The organism is Desulfosporosinus orientis DSM 765 (assembly GCF_000235605.1).
Taxonomy (GTDB): Bacteria; Bacillota; Desulfitobacteriia; order Desulfitobacteriales; family Desulfitobacteriaceae; genus Desulfosporosinus; species Desulfosporosinus orientis.
In genome coordinates, this window is record NC_016584.1 from 4,385,709 (window position 1) to 4,403,583 (window position 17,875).

General features: G+C 42.0%; 13 protein-coding genes. 4 read left to right on the forward strand and 9 right to left on the reverse strand.

The window, feature by feature from the left end; translation table 11 throughout:
- Positions 1-236: 236 nt before the first annotated feature.
- From DESOR_RS20405 to DESOR_RS20430, 6 genes are all read right to left on the reverse strand, one after another.
- Complete coding sequence (locus tag DESOR_RS20405; RefSeq protein ID WP_014186489.1) at positions 237-1,418, reverse strand: coiled-coil domain-containing protein; 1,182 nt, start codon at positions 1,416-1,418, stop codon at positions 237-239.
- Positions 1,415-2,758, reverse strand: a complete 1,344-nt coding sequence (locus tag DESOR_RS27530) for a sensor histidine kinase (protein WP_014186490.1) — start codon at positions 2,756-2,758, stop codon at positions 1,415-1,417. Before DESOR_RS27530 ends, DESOR_RS20405 begins: the two co-directional genes overlap by 4 nt.
- Position 2,759: 1 nt before the next feature.
- The gene (locus DESOR_RS20415) at positions 2,760-3,428 is read right to left on the reverse strand and encodes a response regulator transcription factor (RefSeq protein ID WP_014186491.1); all 669 of its coding nucleotides are present in this window, start codon (positions 3,426-3,428) and stop codon (positions 2,760-2,762) included.
- A 71-nt stretch (positions 3,429-3,499) separates the two neighbouring features.
- On the reverse strand, positions 3,500-6,640 hold the full coding sequence (locus DESOR_RS20420; RefSeq protein WP_014186492.1) for an efflux RND transporter permease subunit: 3,141 nt from the start codon (positions 6,638-6,640) through the stop codon (positions 3,500-3,502).
- Positions 6,637-7,791 carry an efflux RND transporter periplasmic adaptor subunit gene (locus tag DESOR_RS20425; RefSeq protein WP_014186493.1) on the reverse strand — a complete coding sequence of 385 codons (1,155 nt, stop codon included), beginning with the start codon at positions 7,789-7,791 and terminating at the stop codon, positions 6,637-6,639. Before DESOR_RS20425 ends, DESOR_RS20420 begins: the two co-directional genes overlap by 4 nt.
- Positions 7,792-8,380: 589 nt before the next feature.
- On the reverse strand, positions 8,381-10,831 hold the full coding sequence (locus DESOR_RS20430) for a DsrE/DsrF/DrsH-like family protein (protein WP_014186494.1): 2,451 nt from the start codon (positions 10,829-10,831) through the stop codon (positions 8,381-8,383).
- Positions 10,832-11,286: 455 nt separating this feature from the next.
- On the opposite strand from DESOR_RS20430, the gene DESOR_RS20435 reads away from it, so the two are divergent.
- Positions 11,287-11,760 (forward strand): hypothetical protein, encoded by a 474-nt coding sequence (locus DESOR_RS20435; protein WP_014186495.1) that lies wholly within the window; start codon positions 11,287-11,289, stop codon positions 11,758-11,760.
- A 134-nt stretch (positions 11,761-11,894) separates the two neighbouring features.
- Here DESOR_RS20435 and DESOR_RS20440 read toward each other — a convergent pair whose 3' ends face one another.
- From DESOR_RS20440 to DESOR_RS20450, 3 genes are read right to left on the reverse strand one after another with little or no spacing between them, the layout of a single operon-like run.
- Positions 11,895-12,878 (reverse strand): uroporphyrinogen decarboxylase family protein, encoded by a 984-nt coding sequence (locus DESOR_RS20440; RefSeq protein WP_014186496.1) that lies wholly within the window; start codon positions 12,876-12,878, stop codon positions 11,895-11,897.
- A gap of 54 nt (positions 12,879-12,932) precedes the next feature.
- The gene (locus tag DESOR_RS20445) at positions 12,933-13,565 is read right to left on the reverse strand and encodes a corrinoid protein (protein ID WP_014186497.1); all 633 of its coding nucleotides are present in this window, start codon (positions 13,563-13,565) and stop codon (positions 12,933-12,935) included.
- A 44-nt stretch (positions 13,566-13,609) separates the two neighbouring features.
- Positions 13,610-14,413, reverse strand: coding sequence for a methyltetrahydrofolate cobalamin methyltransferase (locus tag DESOR_RS20450; protein ID WP_014186498.1), 804 nt, complete (start codon positions 14,411-14,413; stop codon positions 13,610-13,612).
- Positions 14,414-14,674: 261 nt separating this feature from the next.
- Here DESOR_RS20450 and DESOR_RS20455 point away from each other — a divergent pair, with 261 nt between their 5' ends.
- From DESOR_RS20455 to DESOR_RS20465, 3 genes are all read left to right on the forward strand, one after another.
- Positions 14,675-15,916, forward strand: coding sequence for a PucR family transcriptional regulator (locus DESOR_RS20455; RefSeq protein ID WP_014186499.1), 1,242 nt, complete (start codon positions 14,675-14,677; stop codon positions 15,914-15,916).
- A 93-nt stretch (positions 15,917-16,009) separates the two neighbouring features.
- On the forward strand, positions 16,010-17,395 hold the full coding sequence (locus tag DESOR_RS20460; protein ID WP_014186500.1) for an MDR family MFS transporter: 1,386 nt from the start codon (positions 16,010-16,012) through the stop codon (positions 17,393-17,395).
- A gap of 167 nt (positions 17,396-17,562) precedes the next feature.
- Positions 17,563-17,835, forward strand: coding sequence for a hypothetical protein (locus DESOR_RS20465; protein ID WP_014186501.1), 273 nt, complete (start codon positions 17,563-17,565; stop codon positions 17,833-17,835).
- Positions 17,836-17,875 lie beyond the last annotated feature (40 nt).

Here is a 17,875-nt window from a genome sequence, read left to right on the forward strand (position 1 = left end):
TAAAATTATCTGAGTTTTATCTGAATGTTTGCTGAAAATCAGCTGAATTCGCTTAAATAACTATCGTCTGAAGGCTTGCTAAAGCAGCTTGTTGATGCTCTCTTGGTTCAATGAACTTGCCCTTTTGCTTGGACAGATAATCCTCCAGCATTCTAAAGGCAGTATTTCTCCGACAGAAATTCGCAATTCATTCTTGACCTTCTCAGGTTTGTGCTTCAGCTGATTGTAAACCCAGCTTATGACTGAGATATACCTTTCAAAAGCCATTCATAACAAAGGTTTGCGTTAAATAGTTCAACCTGCTTCGTTTTAACCGAATTCTCTTGAATCTGGTAATCAAGCCTTGCTTTATCCAGATCCAGCTTCGTAAGCATCCCTAACCCCATCTTAAGCTGAGCATCGGACAAGGCAGCTTTTTTATCGCCCAGGGTCTGCTCTGCCAGTTTAAGGTCACTCTGCTTTTGGATAATATCTTCCAGCAGAGAATGATAATCTAATTTCAATTGGTCTTGTAACTGTGCCAGCTTTAAGGTTGCATTCGTTAACTCATAATTTGCCGATTTATACTCTGTTGACGACATTCCGTTATCCGTTTTAGCACGATCAAGAGCGGCTTGCAGGATCACAATCTGTTGTTCCTGCAGCTTTATAGGATAACTATTCTCTTGAGCTTTCTTTAGGTCGGCAGCTTCATCTTCTACGGAAAACTCCTGATTCACCTCTGGAATACTCCCAATGACTAAAGTATTCTCCTGATCATTGAGCAAATTCTTAAATTGCAGCTCGTACATTTCCTGAGTGAGTTGATTGCTTTGCAGTTGATTTTTCTGGTCAGCTAACTCAGTCTTAAGATCATTCACCTCATTATGGACTATTAAGCGAAGACTTTCTTTTAATTGCATATTTGCTAATTGGTTTTCAAGGTCAGCTATGGTAAGGGAGAGGTCTGAAGCGGTCAGCTTTGCCTGATTATAGCTGATATATAAGCTTTCCGCAGAACATATCTGAGCATCATTATTCATAGCCGCCTGCAGATCAGCGATAGCTTGATATGTAGGTTGATCAACTTTAGTTCTCTCTAATTGCTTAAGTGTATCGAGCAAGGTGCGTTTTTCACTAGCTAAGGAAATGATTTGGGATGAATTAGCCGAATCACCGCTCAACTGATCCCTTTGATCGTTAATATCTTCCAGTTCATCCTCTAAATCTTTGATTTCTCTCTCCAAACCTGCATAGCCAATCTTAGTGTTGAGTCTTTCATTCTCATTGATTTGAACCTCAAGGTTCTGTTCAGTAACAATACTTTCAATATCTTCAAAGTTTATTATTTTGGAACCCAAAGTGTCAGCACACACCATCATTGGCCGCCCCAAAAATAATAATATCAATAATAGTGATACGCCCATGATTTTTTTCATAAGTAACCACCCTCTCTTGAATCCTGTTGATTGTAGTTCATTGTTCTTGGGATATTAGCGATAGTGCCCTTAGGGAAATGCACCTTGAAAGTACTGCCTTCTCCAAGTTTGCTGAATACTTGAATTTGTCCCCTATGTTCACTAGCAATCCAGGCTGCAATAGCCAGGCCCAGACCTGTTCCACCTTGTTTCCGCGAACGGGCTTTATCAATCCTGTAAAATCTCCTGAAAATCTTTTCCTGCTCAGAATCGTCAATACCTATCCCACTATCCGTTACGGAAATTTCAATTGTATTTTGTATGAGGCACATTTTCAAGCTTACGGTTCCACCTGCCGGCGTATATTTAGAAGCATTATCAAGGAAAATACTTACCAGCTGTCTTACCAAAACTTCATCACTATGCATTATTACATTAGGCGCTATCGCCGATGTGAATATTAGGTTCTTACTCTGAAACAGCGGCTCAAAACGAGAGATAAGTTGGTTCAAAAGATCCGACAAATTAAAGTCATAAGTATTAAACTTAATTTCGCGCGCGTCGATCCTGGCAATAAACAGCAAATTATTGATCAATTGACCCATATTCTCGGTTTCACTATAGGCATTCTGCAGCCAATCGATATTATCTTTGATACTGCTGTCCTGGTCGGCTAACGCTACATCCAGATTGCTTTGTACCACTGTAAGCGGGGTTCTCAATTCATGGGAAACATCGGCGATGAATTCTCTCTGTCGCTGCCAGGCATGCCTAACCGGCATCATAGCACGACCGGCCAGCCACCAGCCAAGTAAGGCCGCTGCAAGAATAGATGCCACGCCGGTTGCTATCAAAAGGTTCGTGAACTTGCTGATAAACTTATTAATCATCGTGAGATTACAATAAGTCTGTACAACTCCATTTTCCTCGTTGTTATGAAAAGGAGTCGAAAAGATTCGATAATCAATTCCTTGCAGACTGATAATATCCCAACGTTCTTCTTGGTCCAGCCAGCTCTGCAAGGCAAATTTCCGACCTTCCTGAAAAAGCCCCTGATTCTGAATCGTAAATTGGGTTATATCCATATTCTCATCCCGCAGGATATATTTAAACAACGGGTCAACAATTTCCTCATCCACAGGAATATTGTCCTTTTTAGGTGGTGTATCATCGAAATCCGGTAAAGTATCCAGATCTCTCACCAAGGCGGCCTTTACCTTCAGATCCCGGTCGGTTGTAATTTTACTGGTATAAAGTACATTAAAGTAAGCAATGCCAACAACCAAAGAAATAAACAATACTAACAGCAGCGTATAATAAAGATTTAATTTCATCCGCATATTGCGCAGTTCCCGAAACATATTACCTCGCTTCCAGGGTATAGCCAATTCCTCTCACCGTGGCAATAACATGACTGGCATTACCTATTTTTTTCCTAAGATAATGAACATATATTTCTATATTATTGTCGTTTACCGTATTGTCGTAGCCCCATACTTTATCGATTATTTGTTCACGGGTAAAGACCATCCCCGGCCTTCGCATGAGCATCTCCATAAACTGCACCTCTCTATAGGTGAGCTTAATTTCCGTTTTATCAATCTTAAGTGTAAGGCTGTCTGCATCCAGGCTCATATTCCCCAGGCATAACTCTTTACTGATATAGACAGATTGTACTCTGCGTGATAAAGCCCTTATTCTGGCCATAAGCTCTGCCATAGAAAAGGGTTTTCCCAGATAATCATCAGCACCCAGATCCAGACCGGAAACCCGGTCGGAAATGGAATCCAGAGCAGTTAAAAGCAATACCGGAGTTGTTTTTCCGACATTACGCAATTCTTTCAGTAGTTCCAAGCCACTTTTGCCGGGAATCATAATATCTAATATGATGATATCGTAGATTCCTTTTTCCGCCAGCATTAAACCGCTGTTTCCGTCTGCGACGCAATCCACCTCATAATTCTTCTGCTTAAGAGTATGAGCTATTGCCGCGCTTATCCGCTCTTCATCCTCGATTATCAGTATTCGCATGACCGTTCACCTCAATTAATGATTGAACTTTCGCCTTGACACATAATCTACCAATTCCTGCTACAGTCTCTTCAACCGTTAATCGAAGTATCCGGAATATGCTCAGCGTTATTTCCTGCGAACTTAGACATTACTCTGCTTCTCCAATCATCAAAAATACTGTACACCACCGGCACAAGCACAAGGGTCAGAACAGTGGACAGCAAAAGGCCACCGACAACCACAATGGCCATTGGGGCCATAGTTGACGCCCCCTCACCTAATCCTAAAGCTAGGGGAAGCATAGCTAGAATAGTGCTGAGCGAAGTCATCAATATAGGCCTAAGTCTTACCCGGCCCGCTTCGATAATTGCTTCGTTCTTCTCCATCCCTCTGTCACGAAGTTGTTTCAGGTAATCAATTAACACGATGGCGTTGGCCACTACAATCCCCATCAGCATAATAATGCCCAGAAACGAACTTACACTTAAGGATTTACCCGTTATTGCCAGGGACAAAATGGCTCCACTGACAGCTGTAGGCATAGTAAACATAATTATAAATGGATCAAAAAAGGATTCATACTGCACAACCATGACCACGTATACCATAATAATTGCTAACAGCAGGGCTTGAAGCAACCCCGAAAAGCTATCCTGCATTTGTTTATTAGCACCGCCAAAACTAATACTATAACCTTCAGGCAGCTCTATCCCGGCAATTTGAGTTTTGATATCCTGGTTAACGCTATTGTTATCCCGCCCATAGATATCCCCGGTAACTGCAGCCTGGCGAACCTGATCCACACGCTTGATTTCTGCCGGTGCCCGGCCCAGTTCAAAGGAGGCCACATCGGCCAACTTAATATTATCACTTTTTGAGTTCGTTATAGTCAACCTCTTTAATTTTTCCAGATCCTCAACGGCATCTTTATACTCAAGTTCAACCGTAAGATCTTCACCATCATCACTATAAGTGAAGGCATCTAAACCATTCATCACATTTTTTACCTCTGCAGCAATGGCAACCGGTGTCAAGCCATACATGGAGGCTTTTTCCTCGTCGATGTAAACTTTTAATTCCGGTTCTCCATCCGTCAAAGAATTGCTCACATTGCGGGCGCCGGAAACCTTCTTTACCCTGTCGGCTACTTCAATAGAAATCTCTTTCAGTGTATCGAGATCATCCCCTTCGATCTCAACGCTGATGTCGTTACCAGCCATACTGCCCATGGTAGTATTCTTTGTTATTTCGATTTTCGCTCCAGCTACCGCCGTTACTGATTTTCTCAATTCTTCCATGATTTGATCCGTGCTTCTGCCATTTTCCGTTTCGTCAGCAAGGGTGGCAGTGATACTGGCTTTATTATTGCTGCTGGTACTATTCATCCTCCCTCCACTGCTGCCTACTGTTGTATAAACATCCTTCATTTCCGGGACTTTCATCAAAATGTCTTCAATCTGAGCTACGATGGCATCAGTATCATCCAGAGAAGAACCTCTATCTGTTTCAATACTAAGCGATATCTCGTTAGAGTCTGAGGAAGGAAAAAACTCCATCCCGATAGAAGTTACCGTCAGCAGTGATGCCGCCATAAGTGCTCCTACGGAAAGGAGCACTATCCGGCGGTGCTTCAGTGACGAAGCTAGAACCACCTTGTATCTTTCACCCAAATTATCTATGGCATTGCCAAAAGCATTGACCAGACGAGCAAATATATTTTTGCGCTTAGGCGAATCAAACTCTTTGATGACTTTATTGCTGAGGAAGCGTGACGACAGCATTGGAACTACGGATATCGCCACAACAAAGGAACAGGCGATGGCAATACATATAGTGGCTGCCAAGGGTTTAAACATCATTCCGGCCATGCCTTCAACGGTCATCATTGGGATAAATACTGCGAATAGGGTCAGAGTAGAAGCCAGAACTGCTCCGCCGACTTCTTGGGCACCCATAATGGCTGCTTCCTTCATGGAAAGGCCTAAACTTCGGTGGCGGTGAATATTTTCATATACAACAATAGAATCATCGATTATTCTTCCAATCCCCATAGCTAAACCGCCCAGGGTGATGGTATTGACAGTGTAGCCGAGAAAATACATTCCGGTAAAGGTCGCAATAAGCGACAAGGGGATGGAAATAAAGACAATGACGGTGCTGCGCCATTTGCGCAGGAACATCAATAATACCACCGCTGCCAGCACAGACCCTTCATACATCATCCGCTTGGTGGAATCGATAGACTCCTGAATGCTTTCAGATTGGTCTGAAATAATCTCATAATGAAGTTCTCCATCAAGTTCCTGGCTTATCTGTTTGAGCTCATTTTTAACTGCAGTACAGCCGTCAACAGTATTGGAACCCGATTCCTTTTGGCAGGATATCCCGACGGAAGTTTCTCCGTTTAACCTCGTATACATAGTTCTGTCAGCTGTAGTATCTTCAATAGTGGCAATATCTTTCAAATAAATGGTGCTTTCCCCTACGGTTATGGGAATATTACCAATATCAGCAACCTTATCATACTTCTGTATAGTACGGACATAATATTTGCGATTGCCGTATTTAAGAGATCCGGTGGACATGTCGAAATTTCCCGCTTGCGTGAACCCGTTAATATCCGCTAAAGTTAATCCGTAGCTTTCCATTTTATTGGCATCTAACTCAACTTTGATTTCCCGCTCCTGCCCCCCACTTATGGAAACTGAAGAAACTTGCGATATACGTGACAGACGCGGTTCAATAGTATCTTCCGCCAAGCTTTGCAGCTTCGCCAGCGACATATTCTCACCGGATAAGCTGATCTGAATAATTGGCATCGAGGAAGAATCAAATTTCATGATAGTTGGGGAATCTGCTTCGTCAGGCAACTTGCCTTCAATCATTCCGACTTTATCCCGGATATCCAGGGCCGCTTGATCCATATCTACACCATAATTAAAGGTTATCATAATCGTAGATGAACCCGAACTTGATGTGGACTCAATATCCTCAACGTCGCTCAAGCTGGCTAGGGCTGACTCCAATGGCTTAGTTATTTCTTCCTCAACAGATTCCGGACTGGCGCCTGTATATGTAGTCATAACCGTTATCATAGGCATTTCCATCTCCGGCATCTCATCAATGGAAAGCTTAGATAGATTGAAAAAACCCAGCAAAACTATAGCCAGTGCTAAGATTGTAATACTCGCCGGTCTGTTTACCGCAAATTTTGCGATTTTCTCCATCATGACTGTTCACCCTCTTTGCTCTGAATAGTCAGTAATGATCCGTCACTAATGAGGGTATTGCCTAGAGTGACAACTTTATCACCCGCTTTTAATCCAGACACTATTTGTACATAGTTCCCATCATTTATACCAGTTTTGACTTCAACGCGAGCGGCACGCATCTCCCCATTCTCTTCAGTTACACTATATACTACATTAACCCCATTATCCGGTATTATGGACGACAGGGGAATGCAAAGAGCATTTTGGACGCCGCTGGCAGCGATTGAAACCTCTGCATACATACCTGATTTGACTTCCCCTTTAGCATTATCCAAGGTTATAGTAACCGGATACATATTTGAGTCAGCAGCAAGCACTGAGGCAATACTGCTTATTGTCCCGCTAAAAGGCTCTTGACCTACAGACCTCACATACACATTCACCTTGGTATTTAACTTCATTATTGCTATATCTGACTCCCCAACCATTATTTCAGCCTTCAATTCCTGAGGATCACTGATTACCGCAACTGTATTAGACGTATTTACATAATCCCCGACAGAAACATCAATTCTGCCGATAATCCCGCTCACCGGTGCTTTAATCGAGGTATAACCTATCTGCTCTTGAACCGACAACAAAGACGCTTCAGCCTCAGCCACAGCTGCTTCTACAGAACCTGAGTTTAATGAATCATAAGCAAGCTTAGCATCATCCAATTCCACCTGGGTCACTGATCCTGCATCGTACAATAATTTTGTACGTTCGTAGCTTTTGCGTGCGGCTTCCAGTTTTATCTGATTGGTGACCTGATTTGCTTTTGCAGAAGCAACCTGAGCTTCTGCCTTTTTTAAAGAAGCTTGCAGGCTGCTGCTATCCAAAGTCATCAACGTCTCGCCGGCAGCGACTCCCTGTCCTTCACTTACGTTTATTGAAATGATCCGCGCACTAGTCTGGGGGAGTACCTGAACTTCTCTGCTTGCCTTCAATCGACCGCTGTAACTGATACTGCCATAAATATCTCTTGCCTCTGCCGCCGCAACATCTACCGTAGTCGCTGATTCTGCTGCTGACGTTGGCATTTGAGGGCTGCAGCCTGAAATAAACAATAATACCCCCACTAATAATGCTGTTAACAACTGAAAAATATTGACTCTTTTATTACCCACCCGATGATTCCTCCCCTTTCTTATCAATAATTAAATTATAATTTCCAAATCTTTATATTTCCTTAAATTGATTTAATTCCATACTTAAAGCTTTAGAGCTCAACTCATAAAATTGATGAAACATAGATTATTAAAATCTTAGAAACTAAAAAGGATCTACTTTTCTCTTCCCGAAGATAAAAAGCAGATCCTTTAAGAATATAATGACTCTATGGCATACTCCCAAAGTTAGAGCTAATTCCAGAATATACGATTCTCATCCAGTACTGTATAGTAATGAAACCATCCTGATCGTCACAAAAAACCTTTCCGTCATTACTAGCGAGCCAATAAGCGGTATACGCACATAAAAAAGCATACAGCCTGTCCTCAAGGTTCTTAAACCCCTGTTTTGAAATAAGCGACTACCCGACCCGAACGCCCCCTTCAAAGTGCCTTCTAGGACGACAGTCTCTTGTTGATCCGACTTTAAGATATATTGTTTGGCGGTAACATCTTTGTAATTAAGGAGTTTTTAACTCCTTGGGAGTATCTCATGTCTTCTCCCTCCTGTGTTATTCACAAGGATACTTTTCTTTAACTCCCAGGCTTAAATAAATAAATTAACATTCGAATCCTCTGCTTCTCCTAAATAATAACCTACTCCGCCGATTTTAACGCCGTCCAGCAGCTCCTCTTGTCTTAGACCCATGACATCCATGGACATTTGGCAGGCTACCACCTCTACTCCGTTGCACATTGCGGCCTTAATGAGCTCTTCCAGGGAAGAAACATTTTTGTCCTTCATAACTTTTCGGATCATTTTTCCGCCCATACCCAGCATATTCATCTTGGATAACCTAAGGCGTTTGCTGCCCCTCGGCATCATCATGCTGAACATCTTATCCATAAATCCCTTTTGCGTGCTGACTTTTTCGTGTTTACGCAGAATATTTAGTCCCCAAAAGGTGAAAAACATGGTGACTTTTTTGCCCATAGCCGCCGCTCCATTAGCGATAATGAAGGAAGCTATAGCCTTATCCAAATCTCCGCTAAAGACAACCATTGTCTTATTATCCTTAAAAGCTGCTGCTTGCGTCTCTTGCTGAACTGAATCCCCTTGAGCACCTTTTTTAATAAAGGCTGTAATAACCCCTCCGGCCTTGGCTACGTCTATCAGCCGATTATTGGTTCTTTTGCACCAAGCTTTAATATCCTCATAAAAGCCCGGATCCGATGCCAAAATCTTGAGTATTTGCCCTGGATTTAAAGTATCCATGGCGGCTTTAACCTGCATCAGCGGCCCGGGACAACACAGCCCGCAGGCATCAATGCTTTTATCAAAATGTCCCTGAGGGAGATTCTCCTCACTTGCTCCCAGCTCGGATTGCCGGCTCTCAGGGCTCGGCCTTTGCGGCTGGAATTCTTGCAGGGAGATGGTTTTATAGCCGCCGGTAATATTTAAGACGTTATAGCCGTTTTGACTCAAGATCCTGTCGGCTACATAGCCCCTTAAGCCTACCTGGCAGTACTCTATGATCGGTTTACTCTTGTCCAGCTCGCCTATTCTCTCTCTTAAGCTATCCAAGGGAATGTTGAGGGAATCAGGTACATGTCCATTGTCATATTCCTCTTTTGTTCGCACATCCAGAAGGATTGTATCCTTTAGTTCTGATAACTGTATATCTTTCCAGGCTACTATATGAGTTCTTCCGGCCAGCACGTTTTGAGCTGCAAATCCCGCCATATTAACGGGGTCTTTGGCTGATGAGAAGGGCGGAGCATAGGCTAACTCCAATTCCGCTAAATCATCCACCGTGCCTTTCAAGCGAATCACAGCAGCAATAACATCAATTCGTTTGTCGACACCATCATAACCTATTCCCTGGGCTCCCAATACCTGGCCTTCATCATTAAAAATCAGTTTTAAGGTCAGCTGTAATGCAGCAGGATAATAGGAGGCATGAGCCACCGGATGAACGTAGACAACCCGATAAGGGAGATTAGCTTTATGCAGGCTGCGCTCATTAGCCCCTGTGCTGGCTGCTGTCAAGCTGAAAACTTTAAGGATGGAGGTTCCCTGAGTGCCCTTATAAAGGGAATTCAAGCCCGCAATATTATCGGCAGCAATTCTTCCTTGCTTATTGGCCGGTCCCGCCAAAGGGACCGCCGTCTTTTCTCCGGTAATAAAGTCGACAACCTCGATGGCATCTCCTACTGCGTAAACACCGCTGACATTGGTTTGCATTCTTTGATCAACGATGATATGGCCTTTCGCCCCTAACTCTATTCCCGAGTCCTTTAGAAAAGCAGTGTCCGGTGCTACCCCAATGGCCAGAATGACCAGATCAGCAGTCAGGATTTTTTCACTATTCAAAGTTACGTCGACTTGGCTCCCGGCTTCTTTGAAAGCTTTAACCCCGTCACCTAAGATGAGATCTACGCCATTTTCAACTAATTCCTTTTCAGCCATGACCACCATGTCTGAATCAAAAGGAGCCAAAATATGGGGAGCGGCTTCGACTAAAGTAACTTTCAACCCTCTCTCCACGAGGTTTTCAGCCGTTTCAACTCCGACAAAACCCCCGCCAATCACTATGGCACTGTTAGTACCCTTTTGATCAACGTAGGCCTTAACTTTATCTGTGTCCGGAATGTTTCTCAGGGTAAATATCTTCGAACTGTTTATCCCGGGGATATTTGGCCGGAGAGCTTTGGCCCCCGGTGATAATACGAGAGCATCATAGGATTCTTCGTAAATCCCCTGATCCTTGCTTCTAACTGTTACTTTTTGGTTGTCAGTATCGATACCGACAACTTCACTATTAATCCTTACATCAATGTTAAACCTAGCCTTCATAGCCTCAGGCGTTTGGACGAGAAGTTTCTCTCGCTCCTTGATCGTTTCACCGATGTAATAGGGCAGACCGCAGTTGGCGAAAGAAATATAGTCATCTCTTTCAAACAAAATGATCTGGGCTTTTTCATCTAGTCTCCTAAGGCGTGCAGCAGCAGAGGCTCCTCCCGCTACGCCGCCGACTATGAGTACCTTTTTTGTCATAAAAATATTCCTCCAAAAAGCTTAGTAAATAATAGTTTGTAATTTAATTGCAAATTTATTACCTTTGGATTTCACTTGTAATATCACGAACTTAAGACGAATCCTATTATACCCCCCTGGGTTACGGGGGTCAATGGGAAATAAATAACAAAGTTCCTGTTCTTAGACACAATCCTGCTGCTTATACTCTAAGAATTTATTTCCAGTTTTAAAAATTAATTATTGAAATTTGTTATGACAAAGTGTTATAATTAATCAAAAGAATTTTTTAAATAATCCGAACCTTTAAACGATATTCCATATTATTTCTCAATTATTACCAAATTGGCCTTTAAAAATCTTCTTAAACGTGATTTTCTAATTTGAATACTTTTAATTAACAACCTCGATAAAAAGTATTCAATATAGAAAGTAGATTTAACTATAGTTATTATTTATGACGAGGAGTGATGGAAATGTCTAAAAGAAACATTGTTATTGGTGTTACCCCGGTGGAATTCGACAATATGCCTGACTCGTTAAAAGGAAAGTATACGCTTGCAGTTGAAGGGGTTTCTGATCTATATAATAAAATGTCTAATGAGTGGGTTGAAGAACGGAAAATTAAGAATCTCACTGTTGCGGTAAATAACAAGTGTAATATGCAGAAAGCTATTTCTATTGCTATGACCAACAAGTGCGTTTCCTTAGAAGCTCTAAGCATTCTAATGAGAATCGGCCGGAAGCCCGTATTAATGTCACTGGCGAATAAAAGCGGCATACCACATAGTGAATATCGAGTCAAAAACAAAGTACTATACAGTTACACATTATTAATATTTGACACCCTGGAAGATGCGGTCAAAATGGCTGAGTTTTATGTGGATAGGGCCAATAATTTTTCAAGCGTCCTTGAACGATGTTCCTACGAAACGACTGGATTGCTATAATTTGATATTTGAGGATTAAAAAAAGCAGAGAGCTCAAACAGCTCTCTGCTTTTAACCTATCTTGTGTTTACGTTGGTTTTCTGAAAATACACCATGTTCTTGGACAATGTTTAAATGACCTCACCCGCAAAGAGTTAGAACATTTCTTTACTCATTTTATCGATTGCTTCACTTGTCGCCTCATAAACTCCCGGGAATGAAGAAATGTTTAACCCCTGGCTTAAGTTCGGAATAAAGTATAATTTTCCGCAGCGTTTGCAGGCTATCTCCACATATTTAGCGATTTCTTCCTGCGACCAACTGGGATGATCAACCACACCGCTGTCGATATCTCCCATAAAGGAAATTTTACCCCCATATTTCTTAATTAATTCAGGAATATTGTTAGTTGTCATCGCGCCTTGCCAAATATCAATGCCCATTTCGATCATAAAGGGAACGAAAGTAGCGGCATAACTGTCACTGTGATGAACGATCAGCTCTACGCCATTTTCCTTCCAGTAACCATATACTTTCTTGTAAGCAGGTAAATAAAACTCTTCAAACATTGCCGGAGATATTAATGTGGAAATCTGGCTGCCCCAATCGTCATGATGGAAGAGTGCATCGGGATGAATATGCTTAATCACTTGTTCGGCATAGGCCAGCTCATATTCAACAACGTAATCAATAAGTTCCTTCATAAGCTCGGGTTCTTCGTACAAACCCATTAAGGCATCCTCAATACCCATGAGGTGATGGGTCATTTCAAAGATACCCGGTGCACAAAAAGCTGTTACAAATTTGTCAGTCCGGTCAACTGAGTTAGCATGTGCTATAGCTGCTGCCCATTCTTCATCGGTATAATAAACTGATGGTGCTTTGACAACCTCTTTCCACTTTGTAATGTCCTTTAAAACCTTGTGCTCATCGTCATGAACAGGGAAAGAACCGATTTGGCCTTCCGGCCAAGTGAAGGTAACACCCCATTTATTCGTAATTGTCATGCCAGGTCCCGGTGCTAAGGGTAGATCCATGGGAGCTTCCAGAATAAGTTCCATAAATTCATACTGATTTACAAATCGATCAGGATTTCCACCTTTAATAGTTTCCATTAAATTCTGTCTCTTGGTTAACACAAATTACAGCCTCCTTCTTTTCTCATCGTTTCACCGACTCAAACCCCTAAAGGATTATGCTTTAACCAATTCTTTAGCTTTTACTGCGGCACCTCCGGCATCGGGAGCAAAACCGTCCGCTCCGATTTCATCTGCCATCTCCTGGGTTACAGGCGCACCGCCAACCATGACCTTGAAGCCTGTTAATCCACAGGTTTTAAGTGCATGAACGGTTTCTTTCATTGCCGACATAGTTGTTGTAAGAAGACCTGAGCAGGCCACTAAGTTTACATTTTCATTTTCTTTGATAGCATTCATGAATTTCTCTGTTGAAACGTCGACACCCAGGTCGATCATTTTAAACCCAACACTTTCAAGCATCATGGTAACAAGGTTTTTCCCGATGTCATGAAGATCACCTTGAACCGTACCAATTACACAGGTACCCAAAGAAGATGTGCTTGTACCTGTAAGATGAGGTTTAAGCACGTCAACACCCTTGGCCATCGCTTTAGCCGCCATCAGCATTTCAGGCACGAAAACTTCCCCTGCAGAAAATTTGTCACCGACAATACCCATCGAATCGATCATAGACTGAAGAATATCTCCTGCTGAGTTTCCTTCATCAAGTGCTTCTTGTACCAAACCAGGCAGAAGCTTAGCTTTTCCTGCCTCTACTTTAGCTTTTACTTCATCAATCTTTGTCATTGTTAGTTCCTCCTCATGATTTGGTTATTATTATGACGGCCCAATTATTTTTTAGGGCCAAATTTATCTTCACGATATGCTCCGATATATTCCATGCAGTATTCATCTTCACCTAAGAGCGCTTCAGTGGCATAAATCATGCCCATCATATCTCTATTCAGCGGGTCAATGATCGCACTGTCCATGCCTGCATTGATCGCCATGACAATGAAAGCCTGGTTGACCAGTTTTCTGACCGGAAGATTAAAGGAAATATTGCTGGCTCCCCCAGTGACATGAATTTCCGGATATTGTGTTTTTATTTCCTTGATTACGTCTACAATAGTATTAATTCCATCTTCCGAGGTACAAAGCATTTGAACTAAAGGATCAATATGCAAACGGGATGGAGCAATGTTATTTTCTTTAGCCTTTTTCATGATTCCAGCAAAAACTTCTAAACGCTTTTCGGCATTCTGGGGAATTCCGGTGTCATCACATAAGAGAGCGACACATTCCCATTTAGTATCAGCAATTAATGGAAATATTATGTCAACCTTGTCCCCTTCCATGGAGATGGAATTAATCAGACCAGGCTTATTGCAAAATTTTATCGCTTCCGCACAAATACGGACATTAGGGCTGTCAATAGCAATGGGTGTATCTGTAACCTCTTGTACCAAGTCAATAAGCCATTTCATGGTTTCCAGTTCAATATTGTCTTCAACAGAGGCACACACATCAATAAAGGTAGCTCCTGCCCCAGCTTGTGCTTTGGCAAGATTTCTAATAAAATCTGCATCCTTTGCTGCAATTGCCTTTGCTACGGAAGGAATTGCCCCATTAATTTTTTCACCAATAATTATCAAAACTAGTCAACTCCCATTCGATGATTTTGTCACGAGTAATTTAGAAAAATCGATGCATATCACTCCGGCATGTTTCATGCTAAAATACAAGTAACTGAAATTTTATCTCCTTTCTTTTTATATATAGTTGTATAGTTGTATATATAAATGTATATATGAATATTCGTTTTTTTCGAAACATTACCTTTGTTCAATTTAACAAAGTATACAGTATTAAATGATATATAATGCACTCTGCCTTGAACAAGGAGGTTCTATGGTATGAAACAAAATTCGCTTTTCTCCCAGTTTTCATCCCGGTTAATCAAGATACTCAGCAAGCAGTCCGGCCTACAAGCTCTTGTTGATCTGGGGTATGAGGTTTTGGGCAACCCCTTTACACTAACTGACTACAGCACTAAAGTTCTTGCTTCGACGGGTAAGACCCAGGTAACCGACGATCCTGTTTGGAACGAGCTTAAAACGAATAATCACTTTATCTTTCAGACCTATTCCTATTATGTAAGGAATAGTTTGTTTAAAGAGATTGCCCAACATGACGCTCCCTTTTACTGGTCAGATCCTTATTGTAAATATCGCCGGCTGATCGGGAAGATACGTATAAACAACAGAGATGTTGCCTTCATGGCGGTTTGCGCCCATAATCGTGATTTTGAGGAAAGGGATGAAGAATTAGTCTCCCTGCTTTGTGAAGCATATTCCATCGAGCTGCAAAAAACCAAATATCTTGATTTCTCTCAGTCACTGATGCATCAAAGTTTTTTGTTCGATTTGCTTAATGGGAAGTTCGAAGACGAAGGATTAATCATTGAGCGATTAAAAATCTTAGGCTTAAAATTTAAAAGCAAACTGTTTGTTATAAATATTGATATCCAGAATTTAGATAAATCAAAATCAACCCTTCCTTATATGAGGGATGAAATTGAAAATAAATTAGTTAACGCGAAAGCAATAGTCTATAATCAAAACGTTGTCGTACTGGCCAGTTGTGAAAACGACAGAAAATTTCTGGAGATTGAATTAGGGGCTTTAAAAGAATTCATTGTTAGCAATAACCTGCAGGCAGGAATCAGTCGCCCCTTTCTAAAACTGGCGAATGTCAGGGGACATTACCTTGAGTCGATGGAGGCACTAAAGTTAGGAAAACTTATTAATAAGGAGCAAAACTTTTACAAGTATGAAGATTACCTTATTATTGATTTGCTCAATAAAAATTCCAACGCCGATAATTGCAAAAGATATATTCATCACTCTTTGCTAAGACTTATTGAATATGATAAGGAAAATGGCACGGATTATGTCCACAGCTTTTATATTTATCTATGTAATTTTAAAAACACTAAGGAATCTGCTGCTATTTTGAATATCCATCGCAACACCTTGTTTCATAGGATGGAGAAAATAGAACAGCTTTTAAATGTTGATTTAAATGATGGTAATGTAATGTTTCAACTTTATCTATCGTATAAAATCCTGGAGTTTCTTCGAATTCCTCTGCCCTGATTCAGCCTTAGCTTATGTTATCAACTTAGCCGTGATATAATTCGAAGGTAACAATTTAAGCAATACTATTATCTAAAGGGGATTACTGACCAAATGGAGAAGACAACGCAGCGCAAGATGGTTACTATAGCCATGCTTGTATCGATTTTACTGGTCGCTCTGGATACGACCATCGTTACCACTGCTATGCCTCACATTGTCAAACAGTTGAGCGGCTTGAATTTACTCAGTTGGGTTTTTGCCATTTATTTGCTGACCTCTTCCGTAACCACACCCATTTATGGCAAACTTGCCGACCTATTCGGCAGAAAATCCGTGTTTATCTTCGGTGTTATGCTGTTCGTCATCGGTTCCATGGTGTCCGGTATGGCTCAGACCATGCACCAGTTAATTATCTTTCGCGGTTTTCAGGGACTGGGTGCCGGAGCTGTGCTGCCCCTGACTTTTACCATCATTGCTGATCTCTACCCCGGGGAAGAGCGAGCCAGGATGCAGGGTGTCTTCAGCTCTGTCTGGGGCGTAGCCGGTCTCCTCGGTCCTTTAGTGGGAGGACTGTTTGTCGATCACATCTCCTGGCGCTGGATTTTTTATATCAACGTTCCCGTGGGCATCATCGCCATTTTCCTGGTGTTCACCTTCCTTCACGAACAAGCCTTGGAAAAAACCAAGAAATCCATTGATTATTTAGGAACAGCCCTCTTTACCGTTTCCATGGGCTCCCTTCTCTTCGCCTTGATCAGTGGAGGACAGTTCTACGCCTGGAGTTCCGTGGAAATCATCTCCTTATTTATAGTAGCCTTGGCATTCCTCCTGGCATTCCTAGTCGTAGAAACCAAAGCAAAAGAACCCATGCTGCCTCTGTCCCTCTTTAAACTTCCGGTTATTGCCGTATCCAATGCTATTGGTTTTGTAGCCAGCGGCGTATTGATCGGCGTCAATGTCTATTTGCCCATCTGGATTCAGAGCCTGCTAGGACATAGTGCTACCAGTTCGGGGCTGACCCTGATGCCCATGTCCTTCGCCTGGCCTTTGGCCTCAACTTTGTCCGGAAGGTTTATGTATCGAATCGGTTCCAAAACTACCGCAGTTTTCGGCGCTGTGATGATCATGGCAGGATCAACCTGGCTGCTGCTGATCAATCCCGGATCTCCTTATTGGTATTTGGTCGGGATCATGATTGTGATTGGCTTTGGCATGGGCTGCTCTTTTACCCCCTTAACCGTCTTGGTTCAGTCTGCCGTTGGCTGGAATTTACGGGGAGCAGCCACAGCCTCCAATACTTTTTCCCGCTCACTTGGACAAACAGTAGGCGTTGCAGCCCTAGGCACTGTGTTTAACAATACTTTAAACCAAAACGGTATGGCTCAAGGCTTGCATATGGTCTTTATCCTGGTTTTTGCCATTTCCATTATTACGTTACTGATCAGCGCCTTACTGCCATCCCACCGCAGTATTATGGCTAATCAAAAAGCCGATTAAGCTGAAACCACATCGAATTAAGTCTGGAAACATTTCACAAAAACCTCTTGATAACATATAATAACATCGTGTGTGTTTAGTTTTACCAACCCTTTACAAACCGATAATTTAGGTTTAACACTTTTTTGATAGAATATATAAAACACAAGGTAATTAAGGAGGTTCTTATGTATCTGCATATTCGTTCTGAACTGGCAGCGTTAGGTCAGGAAATTGAACAGCTCTGGGCACCGGAACTGCGTGGTGTCAGTGATGAGACAACATTCTTTGCCGCCAAAGGAAAAGTCTTGGCTATTCTTAACCTACTATACGGTGAAAAATCCAGAGAGTTCCGCGTGGTCAAACTGACAAGTTCTCCTGACACAGTTGTTAAAGTGGTAAATCATATCCTGAGCAGATCGGACTTGAACTCGCTCAGTTCTAAGGTTGTAAACCTGTAACTTCCATTTGCCATTTAAAACAAGCCTACGCAAAACAAGA